Genomic DNA, 14,828 nt, shown 5'->3' with positions numbered 1-14,828 from the left:
GCGGAACCGGTCGCGTCATTCGAGCAGCGCGTCGCGCAGGCGCGCCAGCCGGTCGGCGTCGAGGCCGAGGGCCTCCGCGAAGAACGCCTCCTCGGAATCGTAGGGGCCGAACGCCATGTCGAGCGCGCGCTCGATGAGCGGGCGGTGCACGCCGAGCAGCGCCGCCGCGGCGGAAGCGTCGGCGCCCGGCGGCAGCGCCAGCTCGCGCTTCCAGAAGCGGCGGGTCGCCAGGTAGTCCTCGATCGCCGTCTCGCGCGGCACGCCGAGCGCGAGGAGCAGCAGCGCCGCGCCGAAGCCGGTGCGGTCCTTGCCGGCCGAGCAGTGGAACAGCAGCGGCAGGCGCGGCGCTTCCAGCAGCAGCGCGAACAGGGCGCGGTAGCGGTGCAGGTGCTCCGTCGCGTAGGCCTCGTAGGCGCGGCGCAGCAGGCCGAGCACGTCCTCGCCCGTCGCCCGGCCGCGCGCGAGCAGGTCGGCGAGCGAGGCGCCGACCGTGGGCTCGATCGGAAGCGGATGGACCTCGGGCGGGTCGCGCGGCGGCAGGCGCGAGGGCGCGGCGGCGCTCTCCCGCACCCCGCGCAGGTCGCAGACGGTGCGGATGCCGAGCACGCGCAAGGCGTCGAGATCCGCCTCGCTGAGCCGCGCCAGCGAGGCGGAGCGGAAGACGCGCCCGAAGCGCACGCGCCGCCCGTCCGCCGCGCGGTAGCCGCCGAGGTCGCGCAGGTTGCTGCAGCCCTCGAGCGCGATCAGGCGCGGGAGGTCCTCCTCGGCGGCCGCGGCGGCAATCCCGGAGCGCGTCACTTCACTGCGGAGAAGGCGGTGGGGATAAGGATCTCGTTCGTCACCTTGGCGACGATCGGGCCGTCCTTCTCGGTCTCGGCGCGCTTGGCGATCCATTCGGGGTCGGCCTGGAAGGCGTTCCACTTGCGCTCGCGCTCGGCGAGCGACTCCCAGGCGAGCAGGTAGTAGAGCACCTGGTTCGACTCGCCGATCGCCACGGTCCAGAAGCCGGCCTGGCGGATGCCGTGGCGTTCCCAGATCTTCAGCGTAATGGTCTCGAAGCGCTTGAGCAGCGCCGGCAGGCGGCCCGGGACGCAGTGATAGACGCGCAATTCGTGGATCATCGGATTCCTCCCCCCGGTGCGGTGGCGCGGCCAGCCTAGGCGGCGGGCCCGGGCGCGGCAACCGATGCGGCGCGGGTTGACGCCGGCGCGGCGGCAGGAGGACGGTTCGCGCACACGCCATCCGCCGAAGGGAGAAACCGCCATGGCCAGCAGCAGCGACGCGCCCGCGACGCACCAGCACTACATCCCCGTGCGCGAGGAATGGCTGGCGCGGCACCGGGAGCCGATCCTGGAGCCCGCGCTGCCGATCGTGGACCCGCACCACCACCTTTGGGACCGCCCCGGCTGGCGCTACCTGCTGCCCGAGCTGCTCGCCGACCTGAACGCCGGTCACAAGGTCGTCGCCACCGTGTTCGTGCAGTGCCGCGCCTTCCACCGCGCCGACGGCCCGGAGGCGATGCGCCCGGTCGGCGAGACCGAGTTCGTCAACGGCGTCGCGGCGATGAGTGCGAGCGGCCGGTACGGCCCGGCGAAGGTCTGCGCCGGCATCGTCGGCCACGCCGACCTGACGCTCGGCGCGCGGGTGCGCGAGGTGCTGGAGGCGCACATCCGGGCCGGCGGCGGGCGGTTCCGCGGCATCCGCCACATCTCGGTCTGGGACGAGGACCCGGTGCTGATGAACCCGGCCTACAACCCGCCGAAGGGGATGCTCGGCAGCGCGCAGTTCCGCGAGGGCTTCGCGCAGCTCGCGCCGCTCGGCCTCAGCTTCGACGCCTGGCTGCTGCACCCGCAGATCGGCGAGCTCGCGGCGCTCGCGCGCGCCTTCCCGGAGACGCGCATCGTCCTCGACCACGTCGGCGGGCCGGTCGGCATCCGGCGCTTCGCCGGCAGGCGGGAGGAGGTGTTCCCGCTCTGGGCGGCGGCGATCCGCGACCTCGCCAAATGCCCCCACGTGCACGTCAAGCTCGGCGGGCTCGGGATGCGGATCAACGGCTTCGGCTTCGAGACGCAGGCGACGCCGCCCTCCTCCGAGCAGCTCGCCGCCGCCTGGCGCCCCTACATCGAGACCTGCATCGAGGCCTTCGGCGCCGCGCGCTGCATGTTCGAGAGCAACTTCCCGGTGGACAAGGGCAGCTACAGCTACGCGGTGTGCTGGAACGCGTTCAAGCGCCTCGCCGCCGGGGCGAGCGCGGCGGAGAAGGCGGATCTCTTCGCCGGCACCGCGGCGCGGTTCTATCGTCTCGATTTCGGCGGCTGAACCGCGCCGCGCGCCGCCTCGCGCGGCTCAGGCCGCGGGTTCGCAGCGGAAGCCCTCGCCCCAGCGGGTGATGCACCCGGCCGAGGGCGAGGGGAAGTGCGCCATGCAGCAGAGGGTGCCGGTGTCGCAGTAGCGCTCGAGGAAGGCGCGGCGGGTGCGCGCGGCCTGCGCGGGGTCGTGGTCGGCGCGCATGGACTGCTCCGGGTAGCGCGCCTGCAGCGGCGAGTGGATCAGGTCGCCGGTGAAGACCGCATCGGCGCGCGCCGGGGAACGGCCGACGCGCACCGCCACATGGTCCGGGGTGTGCCCCGGCGTCGGCTCCAGACGCACGAAGTCGTCGAGCGCGAAGTCGTGGTCCACCAGTTCGGCGCGGCCGGCCTCGACCACCGGCAGCACCGATTCGGCGATCGGCCCCAGCGGCTCCCTGGCGTGCTGCGCCGTCCAGAACTCGTATTCCCGGCGCGAGAAGAGGTAGCGCGCCCTGGGAAAGGTCGGCACCCAGCGGCCGTTCTCGAGCCGCGTGTTCCAGCCCACGTGGTCCACGTGCAGGTGCGTGCACAGCACGTAGTCTATGTCCTCGACCGACAGACCCTGGGCGGCCAGCGCGCGCATGTAGGCATCGTCGGTCTTCCGGTGCCAGAAGGGCCGGGCAGGGTTGTTCTTGCCGTTGCCGACGCAGGTGTCGATCAGGATGGTGTGGCGCGGCGTGCGGAGCACGTAGGACTGGATGCAGAGGATGAGCTGGCCGCTCGCCGGGTCGAGGGCGCGCGCGGCCTCCAGCCAGGCGCGGTTCTCCTCGAGCCTCTCCCTGGTGAGGCCGGGGAAGAAGGTCAGCGGGTCGAACAGCGGCTGCTCCTGCTCGACGACGCGGTGGATGGTGACGTCGCCGACGGCGAAGCGGGTGGCGGTCATGGCGATGGGCTCCTCTGCGCGACGGTGCGGATCGGTTCAGTCGGTCTCGGCGAGGAATTCGGCGAGGATGCGGTTGAACTCGGCGGCGCGCTCGAAATAGGCGGAGTGGCCGGCGCCGGCGATCTCGACATGCCGCGCGCGCGGCATGGCGCGGGCCAGTTCGGGGACGACGAAGGAGGGGAACACGATGTCCTCCGAGCCGGCGATCCGGAGCGTCGGCGCAGTGACGGCGGCGAGATCGGCGGGGGCGCGGGTGCGCGCGGCATGCAGGCGGGCGCGCACGGCCTCGCGGTCGAGGCCCGTGCTCAGCTCGCCGATGGAGCGGTAGAGGAAGTGCAGCGCCGGCTGCTCCGCGGCGGCGCGCGCGCCGATGGCGGGCACGATGCCCTGGCGGTCGCCCTCGCGCCGTGCCGCCTCGGCCCGCGCGCGCCATTCCGCAAGCCGCGCGCCGCCGCTCGGGTCGGCAAGGCGCGGGTCGAAGGGCCCGGCGGTCGCGCAGAGCACCAGCGCCTTCAGCCCGGGCGGGCGGCGCGGCGCGTGCTCGAGGGCGGTCCAGCCGCCCATGGACTGCGCGACGATACGGTATTCGCGCAGGCCGAGCGCGGCGACCAGCGCCGCGAGATCGTCGGCGAAGCGCTCGGGCTGCGGCCCGCCCGGCGGCATCGAGGACGGCGCGAAGCCGCGATGGCTGAAGGTGACGCAGCGGTAGCGGCCGGCGAACGCCGCCACCTGCTGCCACCACGAGAGGTGGTTGCCGCCGAGGCCGTGGGCGAAGACCAGCGCCGGCGCGTCGGCGCGGCCGGTGACCTCGTAGTAGAGGCGGCAGTCGGGACGGCTCAGCCAGCCGCGGACGCGCGGGGCCGGACCGGTGGCGGTGGCGAAGGGCAGCGGATCGGGCGTGGCCATGGGCGGACGCTTCCCCGGAGGCGGCGGGCGAGCGCCGCCGCGCGATGCTGCGGCGGCCGGCGTCCTCTGTCGAGGCGCGAGGATCGGCCGCCGCCCCCGTCCGCGGCGGGCGTCAATGCCCGGGGTCACACCGGCCTGGGCGCGACGCCCGGCGCCCCGATGTCCTCCGCCGGTGCCGCCATGCGGCGCGCAGGGCCCTCCGTCGCGGCAGGGCGAGCCGATCCACCGCCCGGGGCGGGTCCGGCGCGGGCCCGGCCGCCGCCGCGGGAGGGCCGCCCGCCGCTCAGTTCAGCCGCAGTCCGAGGCGGCGGATCATCTCGCCCTCCTCGTGGTAGAGCCGCTCGACGAAGGCGGCGTAGTCGGCGCTGTTCTTGTAGGAGGGGGTCATGCCGAGCCGCTCGAGCACCTGCAGGTGCGCGGGGTCGAACAGCGCTTCCTTGAAGGCGTCGTGCAGGATGCGCACCACGTTCGGGTCCATCCCCTTGGGGCCAGCGAAGCCGTAGGGCGACTCGGAGACGATATCGATGCCGACCTCGCGCAGCGTCGGCACGTCCGGGAAGCGCTTCGAGCGCTCGGCCGACCAGACGACCAGCAGGCGGAGCTGGCCGGACTCGACCAGCGGCGCCCAGCCGGTGGAATCGGCGGTGGCGTCGATGGTGCCGGCGAGCGTCGCCTGCTGGTTCTCCGCGCCGCCGCGGAACGGCACGTGCACCCACTCGATGCCGAGGCGCTGGGCGATCTGCTCCATGGTGATGTGCAGCGAGGAGCCGACGCCCGGCGTGCCGTAGGTCACCTTGCCCGGATTGGCCTTGGCGTAGGCGACGAAGTCCTGCCAGGTGCGCCAGGGCCGGTCGGCGCGCACCACTACGCCGAACAGGTAGCCGGTGACGTGGATGACGTAGGTGAAGTCCTTGAGCGGGTCGAAATTCGGCCGGCTCATCATGTGCGGGAAGCGGAACACCGAGATCGGCATCTGCGTCAGGGTGTAGCCGTCGGGCCGCGCGTCCTTCACCGCCTGGGCCCCGAGCGTGCCGGAGACGCCGGGACGGTTGTCGATCACCACCGGCTGGCCGAGGTGGCGCGAGGCGATCTCGCAGATGGCGCGCATCTGCACGTCGGTCGAGCCGCCTGGCGGCCAGGGACAGATCATGCGGATCGGACGGTCGGGGAAGCGGCCTTGGGCGAGCGCAGGACGGGCGAGCGGCGCGGCCGCCGCGCCGGCGGCGAGCGCGAGGGCGGCGCGGCGGGTGAAGGTCGGCGGGGTCACGGCGATCGGTCCTCCCGGGCTTGGTGGCGGGCCGGCCAGCGGGGCCGGCCGTGATGATTTCGCCCGCCTGCGCAATAGCCGGACGCGCCGTCATGCGTCCAGCAGGCCCGACCCCGCCCGCACCGCCGCGGCGCGCCACCGGCCGGCCGGGAAGCGGCTACACCCCTTCTGCGGAGCCGCGCGCCGCGGCCCATCGGTGGCGGCGCCGGCGGCCTCCGGGGGCGGCCGGGCGCTACAGCGCGCGCCAGCCGATGTCGCGGCGGCAGAATCCCTCCGGCCAGTCGATCGCGTCCACGGCGGCATAGGCGGCGTCGCGCGCCGCGCGCAGGGTGGCGCCCGTTCCCGCCACGCCGAGGACGCGCCCGCCCACGGCGATCAGCGCTCCGTCCTCGCGCCGCGCCGTGCCGGCGTGGAAGATGTGCACGCCCGGCACCCGCGCGGCGCGCTCGAGGCCGCGGATCTCGGTGCCCTTGACATAGGGTCCGGGGTAGCCCTTCGCCGCCATCACCACGACGAGCGCGTGCAGCGGCTCCCAGCGCAGGTCGAAATCGGCGAGCTCGCCGTCGCAGGCGGCGAGCAGCGCGCTCAGGAGGTCGGAGCGCAGCCGCACCAGCAGCGCCTGGCATTCGGGATCGCCGAAGCGGACGTTGAACTCGATCAGCCGCGGGCCCTCGGCGGTCAGCATCAGCCCGGCGAACAGCACGCCGCGGAAGGGGGTGCCGCGCCGCGCCATCTCGGCGAGGGTGGGGCGGACGATGCGGGCCATCACCTCGTCCTCGATCGCGGCGGTGAAGGCGGGCGGCGGGGAATAGGCGCCCATGCCGCCGGTGTTGGGGCCGGTGTCGCCCTCGCCGACGCGCTTGTGGTCCTGCGCCGCGGCGAACGGCACGGCATGGGCGCCGTCGCAGAGGGCGAAGAACGAGACCTCCTCGCCGACCAGGCATTCCTCGACCAGCACCGCGGCGCCGGCGGCGCCGTGCACGCGGCGCTCCATGAGGTCGGCGATGGCGGCCTCCGCCTCCGCGACGGTGGCGGCGACGACGACGCCCTTGCCGGCGGCGAGGCCGTCCGCCTTGACCACGATCGGCGCGCCCTGGGCGCGGACGTAGGCGCGCGCGGCGGCCGGGTCGTCGAAGCGGCGCCAGCGCGGGCCGGGGACGCCGGCGGCCGCGCAGACCTCGCGGGCGAAGGCCTTGCTGCCCTCGAGCCGCGCTGCCGCCGCGCTCGGCCCGAAGCAGCGCAGCCCGGCCGCGGCGCAGGCGTCGGCGAGGCCAAGGGTCAGCGGCGCCTCCGGCCCGGCGACGACCAGATCGGCCGCGTTGTCGCGCGCGAAGCGGACCAGCGCGGGCACGTCCTCGGCGCCGATCGGCACGCACTCCGCGACCTCCGCGATCCCGGCGTTGCCCGGGGCGCACCACAGCTTCGTCAGCAGCGGCGAGGACGCGAGCGACCAGCACAGCGCGTGTTCCCGACCGCCGCCGCCCACCACCAGGACCTTCATCGCGCCCCCTTCATCCAGGAACAAAGGAAGAACTTCCGCGGAATGTTCCGCAGCGGCCGGCCCTTAGCATAGTGTCCGCGAATGGACAGCCTGCCCCGCGAGTCGCAACCGCCGACGACCACGCCCGAATACACGGTGTCCGAGATCGCGGGCGCGATCCGGCGCACGCTCGAGGGCGCCTTCGGCCGCGTGCGCGTGCGCGGCGAGGTCACCGAGCTGAAGCGCTATCCTTCGGGCCATCTCTACCTTTCGTTGAAGGACGCGTCGGCCAAGCTCGAGGCGGTGGTGTGGAAGACCCGCGTGCCCTCCCTCGGGCTGACGCCGGAGAACGGCGTCGAGGTGATAGCGACCGGGCGGGTCAGCACCTATCCCGACCGGTCCCGCTACCAGCTCGTGATCGAACGCCTGGAGTACGCCGGCACCGGCGCCCTGCTCGCACGCATCGAGAAGCTGCGCCAGAGGCTGCTCGCCGAGGGCCTGTTCGACGAGGCGCGCAAGGTGCCCCTGCCCCGCCTGCCGGAGGTGATCGGCGTCGTCACCTCGCCGCAGGGGGCGGTGATCCAGGACATCCGCACCACCATCGCCCGGCGCTTCCCGCGCCGCATCCTGCTCTGGCCGGTCGCGGTGCAGGGCAACGGGGCGGCGGAGCGGATCGCCGCCGCGATCCGCGGCATGGACGCGCTGCCCGCGGGCGGCCCGATCCCGCGCCCGGACGTGCTGATCGTCGCGCGCGGCGGCGGCAGCCTCGAGGACCTGATGGCGTTCAACGAGGAGGTCGTGGTGCGCGCCGCGGCCGCGTGCTCGATCCCGCTGATCTCCGCCGTCGGGCACGAGACCGACACGACGCTGCTCGACTTCGCCGCCGACCGCCGCGCGCCGACGCCGACCGCGGCGGCGGAGATGGCGGTGCCGGCGCGCGCCGAGCTCCTCGCCGACCTCGCCCACACCGCAGCGCGGCTGCAGCAGGCGGCGGCCCACGCGCTGAACGGCGCCAGGCTGCGCCTGCTCGCCGTCGAGCGCCGCCTGCCCGACATCCCCGGCCGCGTGCAGCAGGCGCGCCAGCGCCTCGACGACCGGGCGGAGCGGCTCGCGCGCGCGGTCGCGGCGCTGCTGCGCGCGCGGCGCGAGGCCCTGGCGCCCTTGCGCGTGCCGCACCCGCGCGAGGCGATCGCCGCGCGCCGCGCCGCGCTCGGCCTGCTCGGGGCGCGCCTCGAGGCCGCCTGGCGGCGGCGGCACGAGGCGTGGCGCTGCGAACGGGTGCTGATCCGCCTCTCCGACGCCCCGCTCCGGGCGCTGATCCGCGAGAAGCGCGCCGCGCTGGAGGGCCTGGCGGCGCGGCTCGAGGGCGCCTCCTACCAGTCCGTGCTCGCCCGCGGCTTCGTGCTGGTGCGCGGCGAGGCGGGCGAGGCGGTGACGCGCGCGGCGCAGGTGACGGCGGGGCAGCGCCTCGCGCTCGGCTTCGCCGACGGCACGGTGGACGCGACGGCGACCGGCGGGGCGCCGCGGCCGCTGCGCGACCGCCGCCCCTCGCCGGCGCCGCGGGAGCCGCGCCAGGGCGCCCTGCTGTGACCGGGACGCCGCTCGCCCGCCGCGCGGCGCTGGGCGGGGCGCTCGCGCTGCTCGCGGCGCCGCGCCCGGCCGGTGCGGTCGCATGGCAGGGCGCGCCGGCGCAGGGCGCGCTGCTCGTCGGCCGCGCGGCACCCGGGACCCGCCTCGCGCTCGACGGGCGCGCGGTGCGGGTCGGCGCCGGCGGCGCCTTCGCCTTCGGCTTCGGCCGCGACCACGGGCCGGAGGCGACGCTCGCCATCACCCATCCGGACGGGCGGCAGGAGATCCGCCGGCTCGAGGTCGCGCGGCGGGAATGGGAGGTGCAGCACATCAGCGGCCTGCCGCCGGCCCAGGTGACGCCCGACGCGGCGGCGCTCGCGCGCATCCGCGCCGAGCGCGAGCGGCTCGCCGCGGCGCGTGCCACGGACAGCGCGCGCACCGACTTCGCCCGCGGCTTCGGCTGGCCGGCGCGGGGGCGGATCAGCGGCGTGTTCGGCAGCCAGCGCATCCTCAACGGCCAGCCGCGCCAGCCGCATCTCGGCTTCGACATCGCCGCCCCGGCCGGCACGCCGGTGCTCGCCGCCGCCTCCGGACGGGTGACGCTGGCGGGCGAGTTCTTCTTCTTCGGCAGGCTGCTGGTGGTGGACCACGGCCAGGGCGTGAACACGCTCTACGCGCATCTCAGCGAGGTCGCCGTCCCGGAGGGCGCCGAGGTCGAGCAGGGCGAGCGCATCGGCGCGATCGGCGCGACCGGGCGCGTCACCGGTCCGCACCTCCATTTCGGCCTGTCCTGGTACCAGACCTTCCTCGACCCGCAGCCGGTGCTGCCGCCCGCCTGAGCCCGGCAGGCAACGCGCCCCCGCAGCGGCGCGTTGGCGTGGGGCCCATCGCCAGCAGCCACGGGACCGCGCCATGTCCGACGACCTGCAGCAGCCGCAATCCGCCTTCGCCCGCTACCCGAGCCTCGCCGGCAAGGTCGTGCTCGTCACGGGGGGCGCCACCGGCATCGGCGCCAGCGTCGTCGAGCATTTCGCCGGCCAGGGGTCGCGCGTCGCCTTCCTCGACTTCGACCGCGCCCCTGGCGAGGCCGTCGCCGCGCGCACCGGCGCGCGCTTCCTCTTCTGCGACCTGCGCGACATCGCCGCCCTGCGCGCCGCGGTCGCGACCGTACGGCAGGCGCTCGGCCCGGTGAACGTGCTGGTCAACAACGCCGCGCGCGACGACCGGCACGACTGGCAAACGGTCGAGCCCGCCTACTGGGACGAGCGCCTGCACACCAACCTGCGCCACCAGTTCTTCTGCATCCAGGCCGTCGCGCCGGACATGAGGGCGGCGCGCGCCGGCTCGATCGTCAACATGGGCTCGATAAGCTGGATGAAGGCGGAGGGCGGCATGCCCGCCTACACCACGGCGAAGGCCGCGGTCCTGGGGCTGACGCGCGGCATGGCGCGCGACCTCGGCCCGTTCGGCATCCGGGTGAACGAGGTGGTGCCGGGCTGGGTCTTCACCGAGCGCCAGCTCGCCCTCTGGGCGACGCCGGAGGCGGTGGCCGAGACCATGGCGCGGCAATGCCTCAAGGAGCGGCTCCAGGCGCCGGACGTCGCGCGGATGGTGCTGTGGCTCGCCGCCGACGACAGCCGGCTGGTGACCGCGCAGCGGTTCGTCGTGGACGCCGGCTCGGTGTAGGGCGGCGCCCCCGCCGCGCGGCCCCGGCTTGATCGCCCGTCCGGCCTGCCCCACCTCAGGCGGCCAGGGAGGGATGCCCGATGGACATCTCGCGCTTCCTCATCGGCCTCGGGCTCGCGATCGTGCTGATCGGCCTGCTGTGGCCGCTGCTGGCGAAGCTCGGCCTCGGCCGGCTGCCCGGCGACATCCTGATCCGGCGGGACGGGTTCACGTTCTACTTCCCGCTGACGACCGGCCTGCTCCTCAGCGCGCTGCTGAGCCTCATCCTCTGGCTGCTGCGGCGCTGAGGGGCGGCGGCCCGCCCCGATCCGCCGCCCCGGCATGGGCCGCGACGATCCGCCCGTCCTCCAGCGCCACCACGCGATCGGCGATGTCGAGGATGCGGGGGTCGTGCGTGACCATCAGGATCGGCACGCCGCGCGAGCGGGCGAGGTCGCGCAGCAGCCGCACCACCTCGCCGCCGCTCGCGCGGTCGAGCGCGGCGGTCGGCTCGTCGGCCAGGACGAGGCCCGGCGACCCCGCCAGCGCGCGGGCCACGGCGACGCGCTGGCGCTGCCCGCCGGAGAGCTGCGCCGGCACGCGGTCCGCGTGCGCGCCGAGGCCCACCGCCTCCAGCATCGCGCCCGCGCGTGCGAGACGCTCCCGCTCCCTCAGCGCCGGGTCGAGCTCCAGCGCCATCGCCACGTTCTGCCGCGCGGTGAGGAAGCCGAGCAGGTTGTGGTGCTGGAAGATGAAGCCGATGCGCCGGCGCAGCGCCACGCGGGCGGCCTCGTCCGCGCCCATCAGCTCCCGCCCGAGCACCGCCGCGCTGCCCTCCTGCATCGCGCGCAGGGCGCCGATCAGGGTCAGCAGCGTGGTCTTGCCGCTGCCCGAGGGGCCGGTCAGCAGCACGATCTCGCCGGGGCCGACCGTGAGGTCCACCGCGCGCAGCACCGGCCGGCGCAGCTCGCCCTCGCCGTAGGCGTAGCTCACGCCGCGCAGGAGGACCGGGGCCTGGTCGCGCATCAGAACATGTCCGCGGGGTTGGCGTCGCGCAGCTTGCGCACCGCGAGCAGGCCGGCAGCCGCGCACATGGCGAAGATCAGGCCGAAGACCAGCACGGCGCGCCCGGGCGTCATGCCGAGCGGCAGGTAGGTCGCTTCGCCGACCAGGCCGTAGAGCGCCGCGGAGAGCGCCGCGCCCGGCACGAAGCCGAGGCCCGCCAGGATCAGCGCCGCGCCCATCACCACCCGCACGAGGTAGCCGTCCGAGTAGCCCATCGCCTTCAGCGTCGCGTACTCGCGCAGGTGGGCGGCGATGTCGCTGAACAGGATCTGGTAGACGATCACCATGCCGACGATCAGCCCCATCGCGCTGCCGAAGCCGAAGATGAAGCCGATCGGCGTCGCCTCCTCCCAGTAGCGGCGCTCGTGCGCGACCAGCTCCTCGTGGGTCAGCACCGCGACGTCGCGCGGCAGGATCTCGCGCAGCCTGGCCTGCACCGCGCGCGGATCGGCGCCGGGGACGAGGCGCAGCGCAACCAGGTCGGTGTTGCTCGCCCGGCGCTGCGGGACGAGGCGGCGGAAATTCACCTCGTTCGCGATCATGTTGCCGTCGGCGCCGAAGCTCGCGCCGATCTCGACGAGGCCGACCACCTCGACCTCGCGGTTGCCCGCCTCGACCTTGAGCGGCGCCCCGCCCGCGCGGGCGAGCAGGCCGGGGATGTCGCCGAATTCCGGGCGGGAGCGGAGGTCGAAGGCGACGGTGTCGGGCCGCTTCAGCGCCTCCGCGACCGCTTCGAGGCCGGGGAAGCGCATGGCGCCGGCCTCCATGTCGAAGCCGACGAGCTGGATCATGCGCCGCGCCCCGGTCTCCGGGTTCCGCCAGGAGACCTGCGCCATGTACACCGGCACCGCCTGCGCCACCTCGGGCAGGGCGAGGGTCTGGAAGGCGCGGGCGCGCGGCAGCGGCTCCGGGCGGAAGCTCGCCGTGGTCAGCGGGTGCATCAGGAACAGCTCGGCGCGCATGGCGGAGAGGAGCGAGGTCGCGCTCTCGAACAGCGCGGCGCGGAAGCCGAGCTGCATGAACACCAGCACGCAGGCGAACATCACGCCGGCGAGGGCGGAGAACAGCCGCGCGCGCTCGGCGCGCAGCTGCCGCCAGGCGAGGCGGAGAGGAAGGGCCAGGGAACGCGTCCAGCCCGGCCCGCCCCCGCGGCCGTCCGGCGCCAGTCCGCCAGCCGCGGCGGGCGGCACCTCGCCCGTCCGCTCCGGCGCCCAGGGCAGCAGCTTCGGCGCGGCGGCGATCTCGTTCACGGCCGGATCGCCACCTGCACCTGCATGTTGGAGCGCCGCGCCAGCGCCGCCGTGCCCTCGGCGTCGAGCGCGAGCCGCACCTCGACCGTGCGCGCGTCCACCGCCGCGACCGGATCGGTGCCGGCCTGGACGGTGCGGCGCACCACCCAGCCGATCTCGCGCACCGTCGCGCCGAAGCGGCGCGCCTCGCCCGGCACGACGACCTCGGCGGGCGCGCCGATCCGCACCCGCGGCAGGTCGGTCTCGTAGACGTCGGCGACCACGTCGAGGCGGCCGAGGTCGGCCAGCTCCAGCAGCCCGTCGGCGCCGACCTGGTCGCCGGGGCGCGCGTGGATGCGCAGCACCGTGCCGGCGAAGGGCGCGTACACGCGGGCGAGCGCCGCGTCCGCCCGCGCGCGGGCGAGCGCCGCCTCGGCGCTCGCGACCCTCGCTTCGGCCAGCGCCACGTCCTCGGGGCGCGGGCGCAGCAGGGTCTCGAGCTGCGCCTCGGCCTCGGCGCGCTCGGCGGCGGCGCGGCGGGCGGCGAAGCGGTTGCGCTCGGCGACCGCCTCGGCGCCGGCGCCGGAGGGGACGAGGCGCTCGGTCCGCGCCGCGTCGCGGCGGGCGATCTCCTCGGCCGCGGCGAGGCTCTCGATGCGCGCGCGCTGCGCGGCGATCTCGCTCGGGCGGGCGCCGGCGCGGATCCTGGCGAGCTGCGCGCGGGCCTCGGCGAGCGCCGCCTCGGCCTGCGCCACCGCGGCGTCCTTCTGCGCCGCGTCGGCGAACTCGGCGAGGAGCTGGCCGGCGGCGACCTGGTCCCCCTCCGCGACGAACAGCGCGCCGAGGCGGGTGACGGCCATGCCGCCCGGCTGGGTCAGCCGGCGGATGCGCGAGGCGGGCTCGACGCGGCCGAGCGCGCCGACGCCGACCGGCGCGGGGGGCGCCGCGACGGCGGCCGCCGGTGCGGCGCCGCGCCCCGCCCCTTCCTGCCGCGCTCCGAGCAGGGCCCCGCCGGCGAGAGCGAACGCCGCGGCGGCGAGGAGCGCGCGCCGGAGCCGTGGCGTCATCGCGCCCGCGCCTCCGGGGTCGCCAGCCCGTCGAGAGCGGCGCGCAGCGCCGCGCGCTCGGCCGCGTCGAAGCGCACCAGGCCGAAGATGCGGTAGAAGAACAGGCCGTCGCAGGCGGCCATGACGGCGTGGCCGTGGCCCGGCGGCAGCCCGTCCGCCGCCGCCGCCCGCTTGATCTCGGCCATGACGGCGCGCACCGGGTCGAGCATCGCCGGATCGTGGTGGAAGACGGCTAGGAACACCGCGGCGGCGCGCTCGTGGCGCTCGTTGCAGGCGTGCTCGTCCTCGCCGAGCGACCAGGCGAGCATGGCGCGGGCGACGCGCCCCGCGCCCGGGGCCTGGGCGGCGACGCAGGTCTCGAACTCGGCGCGGAACCAGTCGGAGAGCCGGGCCAGCATGGCGGCGAGCAGCGCCTCCTTGGAGGCGAAGTGGTAGAGCAGCCCGCCCTTGGAGACGCCGGCCTCGCGCGCCGCGGCCTCGAGCGTCAGCGCGGGCACGCCGCGCGCCTGCACGATCGCCTCGGCGGCGTCGAGGATGCGGGTGCGGGCGTCGGCCGCCGCGCCGGAGGGGGAGGCGGCGGCCAGGGTAGCGGGGCGGGTTGTGGCGAGGGGGGGCCGGCTCATGCCAACATACTGCACCGTCCGGACGGTCGGATCAAGACCGTCCGGACGGTGCACAAGGACGTTTCGCCCGGGACCGGATCCGATCCGGCCGCCCTCCTCGGTCCCCCTCGCCCGGCGGCAGGCCGCCCCGTGCGGGCCCGCGGCCGGCGCGCGGGGCGGATGCGCCCCTCCCGGGCCCCGCGACGGCCAGGACAAGCGCCGCGACCGTTCGCGACGGGTCGGGCGGCCCGGCAAGTCCCGTGTCGGCGACCGGCCGTTCGCGGCCTGCGGCGGCGAAGGCCCGGCCTGCTGCCGGTCAGGGCGACGGCCGGCGGGGCCCGGCGCCGCGCCGCGTCTCCGCCGCGTCCCCGCCCGCCGCTTCCTCCGGCGTCAGCAGCCGCAGCGACAAGGCGTGCAGTCCGGTCCCGAACTCCGCCGCGAGCACGGCATGGACGCGCCGGCTGCGCTCGACGCGCGACAGCCCGGCGAAGCCCGGCGCGACGACCCGGACCGTGTAGTGCGTCTCGCCCTCCGGCCGCGCGCCGGCATGGCCGGCATGGCGATGGCTGTCGTCGAGGACGGCGATCGCGGCGCCCGGGAAGGCGGCGGCGAGAGCGGCGCGGATGCGCTCGGCGCGCGCCGGGCCGAGCGGTGCGGGGGGTGCGGTCATGACATGCGCAATTCCGGCCCGCGCCCTGCGAATGCAAGGGGTCTGAGCCGCTTGCGGATCGGGCGGGGGACGCCCAT

At 75.9% G+C, this 14,828-nt stretch carries 16 protein-coding genes; 5 read left to right on the top strand and 11 right to left on the bottom strand.

Annotated elements, in window-relative coordinates; genetic code table 11:
• Positions 1-15 precede the first annotated feature (15 nt).
• Positions 16-798 (bottom strand): tyrosine-protein phosphatase, encoded by a 783-nt coding sequence (locus K1J50_RS02580; protein WP_220115863.1) that lies wholly within the window; start codon positions 796-798, stop codon positions 16-18.
• On the bottom strand, positions 795-1,121 hold the full coding sequence (locus K1J50_RS02575; protein ID WP_220115862.1) for an NIPSNAP family protein: 327 nt from the start codon (positions 1,119-1,121) through the stop codon (positions 795-797). The genes K1J50_RS02580 and K1J50_RS02575 overlap by 4 nt, the downstream gene beginning before the upstream one ends.
• A 142-nt stretch (positions 1,122-1,263) precedes the next feature.
• Here K1J50_RS02575 and K1J50_RS02570 point away from each other — a divergent pair, with 142 nt between their 5' ends.
• Positions 1,264-2,319: an amidohydrolase family protein gene (locus K1J50_RS02570; protein WP_255574841.1), complete on the top strand. Its 1,056-nt coding sequence runs from the start codon at positions 1,264-1,266 to the stop codon at positions 2,317-2,319.
• 27 nt (positions 2,320-2,346) lie between these two features.
• Here K1J50_RS02570 and K1J50_RS02565 read toward each other — a convergent pair whose 3' ends face one another.
• The 4 genes from K1J50_RS02565 to purD form a co-directional block, all read right to left on the bottom strand.
• Complete coding sequence (locus K1J50_RS02565; RefSeq protein WP_220115861.1) at positions 2,347-3,231, bottom strand: MBL fold metallo-hydrolase; 885 nt, start codon at positions 3,229-3,231, stop codon at positions 2,347-2,349.
• Positions 3,232-3,267: 36 nt separating this feature from the next.
• Positions 3,268-4,137 (bottom strand): alpha/beta fold hydrolase, encoded by an 870-nt coding sequence (locus tag K1J50_RS02560; protein ID WP_220115860.1) that lies wholly within the window; start codon positions 4,135-4,137, stop codon positions 3,268-3,270.
• A 283-nt stretch (positions 4,138-4,420) separates the two neighbouring features.
• Complete coding sequence (locus K1J50_RS02555; RefSeq protein WP_220115859.1) at positions 4,421-5,404, bottom strand: tripartite tricarboxylate transporter substrate binding protein; 984 nt, start codon at positions 5,402-5,404, stop codon at positions 4,421-4,423.
• A 232-nt stretch (positions 5,405-5,636) separates the two neighbouring features.
• The gene (gene purD / locus K1J50_RS02550; protein WP_220115858.1) at positions 5,637-6,905 is read right to left on the bottom strand and encodes a phosphoribosylamine--glycine ligase; all 1,269 of its coding nucleotides are present in this window, start codon (positions 6,903-6,905) and stop codon (positions 5,637-5,639) included.
• 81 nt (positions 6,906-6,986) lie between these two features.
• Between purD and xseA the strand changes: the two genes are divergently transcribed.
• The 4 genes from xseA to K1J50_RS02530 all read left to right on the top strand — a co-directional run bounded on the left by xseA (position 6,987) and on the right by K1J50_RS02530 (position 10,426).
• Positions 6,987-8,474 carry an exodeoxyribonuclease VII large subunit gene (xseA, locus tag K1J50_RS02545; RefSeq protein ID WP_220115857.1) on the top strand — a complete coding sequence of 496 codons (1,488 nt, stop codon included), beginning with the start codon at positions 6,987-6,989 and terminating at the stop codon, positions 8,472-8,474.
• The gene (locus K1J50_RS02540) at positions 8,471-9,292 is read left to right on the top strand and encodes a M23 family metallopeptidase (RefSeq protein ID WP_369413505.1); all 822 of its coding nucleotides are present in this window, start codon (positions 8,471-8,473) and stop codon (positions 9,290-9,292) included. The genes xseA and K1J50_RS02540 overlap by 4 nt, the downstream gene beginning before the upstream one ends.
• A 73-nt stretch (positions 9,293-9,365) precedes the next feature.
• The gene (locus tag K1J50_RS02535; RefSeq protein ID WP_220115856.1) at positions 9,366-10,139 is read left to right on the top strand and encodes an SDR family NAD(P)-dependent oxidoreductase; all 774 of its coding nucleotides are present in this window, start codon (positions 9,366-9,368) and stop codon (positions 10,137-10,139) included.
• A gap of 80 nt (positions 10,140-10,219) precedes the next feature.
• Positions 10,220-10,426, top strand: coding sequence for a DUF2905 domain-containing protein (locus tag K1J50_RS02530; protein WP_255574840.1), 207 nt, complete (start codon positions 10,220-10,222; stop codon positions 10,424-10,426).
• Here the strand turns inward: K1J50_RS02530 and K1J50_RS02525 are convergent.
• From K1J50_RS02525 to K1J50_RS02505, 5 genes are all read right to left on the bottom strand, one after another.
• Complete coding sequence (locus K1J50_RS02525) at positions 10,401-11,144, bottom strand: ATP-binding cassette domain-containing protein (RefSeq protein WP_220115855.1); 744 nt, start codon at positions 11,142-11,144, stop codon at positions 10,401-10,403. The two genes, K1J50_RS02530 and K1J50_RS02525, sit on opposite strands and share 26 nt — an antisense overlap.
• Complete coding sequence (gene devC / locus K1J50_RS02520; protein WP_369413504.1) at positions 11,144-12,433, bottom strand: ABC transporter permease DevC; 1,290 nt, start codon at positions 12,431-12,433, stop codon at positions 11,144-11,146. The genes K1J50_RS02525 and devC overlap by 1 nt, the downstream gene beginning before the upstream one ends.
• Positions 12,430-13,479, bottom strand: coding sequence for an efflux RND transporter periplasmic adaptor subunit (locus tag K1J50_RS02515; RefSeq protein ID WP_220115854.1), 1,050 nt, complete (start codon positions 13,477-13,479; stop codon positions 12,430-12,432). The genes devC and K1J50_RS02515 overlap by 4 nt, the downstream gene beginning before the upstream one ends.
• Positions 13,476-14,102 carry a TetR/AcrR family transcriptional regulator gene (locus K1J50_RS02510; protein WP_220115853.1) on the bottom strand — a complete coding sequence of 209 codons (627 nt, stop codon included), beginning with the start codon at positions 14,100-14,102 and terminating at the stop codon, positions 13,476-13,478. The genes K1J50_RS02515 and K1J50_RS02510 overlap by 4 nt, the downstream gene beginning before the upstream one ends.
• 295 nt (positions 14,103-14,397) lie before the next feature.
• A complete protein-coding gene (locus tag K1J50_RS02505) occupies positions 14,398-14,751 on the bottom strand; it encodes a BolA family protein (RefSeq protein ID WP_220115852.1) in 354 nt (117 codons plus the stop codon).
• Between the last annotated feature and the right edge of the window lie 77 nt (positions 14,752-14,828).

Source organism: Caldovatus aquaticus (assembly GCF_019458025.1).
Taxonomy (GTDB): Bacteria; Pseudomonadota; Alphaproteobacteria; order Acetobacterales; family Acetobacteraceae; genus Caldovatus; species Caldovatus aquaticus.
The sequence above is the reverse complement of the archived record's forward strand: the minus strand, read 5'-3'. Positions and strand labels throughout refer to the sequence as shown.

Bases quoted from the DNA above. Each gene is read 5' to 3' on its own strand.
- K1J50_RS02570 (WP_255574841.1), top strand. From the start codon at position 1,264: ATGGCCAGCAGCAGCGACGCGCCCGCGACGCACCAGCACTACATCCCC.
- K1J50_RS02515 (WP_220115854.1), bottom strand. From the start codon at position 13,479: ATGACGCCACGGCTCCGGCGCGCGCTCCTCGCCGCCGCGGCGTTCGCT.
- K1J50_RS02530 (WP_255574840.1), top strand. From the start codon at position 10,220: ATGGACATCTCGCGCTTCCTCATCGGCCTCGGGCTCGCGATCGTGCTG.
- K1J50_RS02575 (WP_220115862.1), bottom strand. From the start codon at position 1,121: ATGATCCACGAATTGCGCGTCTATCACTGCGTCCCGGGCCGCCTGCCG.
- K1J50_RS02510 (WP_220115853.1), bottom strand. From the start codon at position 14,102: ATGAGCCGGCCCCCCCTCGCCACAACCCGCCCCGCTACCCTGGCCGCC.
- K1J50_RS02565 (WP_220115861.1), bottom strand. From the start codon at position 3,231: ATGACCGCCACCCGCTTCGCCGTCGGCGACGTCACCATCCACCGCGTC.
- xseA (WP_220115857.1), top strand. From the start codon at position 6,987: ATGGACAGCCTGCCCCGCGAGTCGCAACCGCCGACGACCACGCCCGAA.
- purD (WP_220115858.1), bottom strand. From the start codon at position 6,905: ATGAAGGTCCTGGTGGTGGGCGGCGGCGGTCGGGAACACGCGCTGTGC.
- K1J50_RS02535 (WP_220115856.1), top strand. From the start codon at position 9,366: ATGTCCGACGACCTGCAGCAGCCGCAATCCGCCTTCGCCCGCTACCCG.
- K1J50_RS02505 (WP_220115852.1), bottom strand. From the start codon at position 14,751: ATGACCGCACCCCCCGCACCGCTCGGCCCGGCGCGCGCCGAGCGCATC.
- K1J50_RS02560 (WP_220115860.1), bottom strand. From the start codon at position 4,137: ATGGCCACGCCCGATCCGCTGCCCTTCGCCACCGCCACCGGTCCGGCC.
- K1J50_RS02525 (WP_220115855.1), bottom strand. From the start codon at position 11,144: ATGCGCGACCAGGCCCCGGTCCTCCTGCGCGGCGTGAGCTACGCCTAC.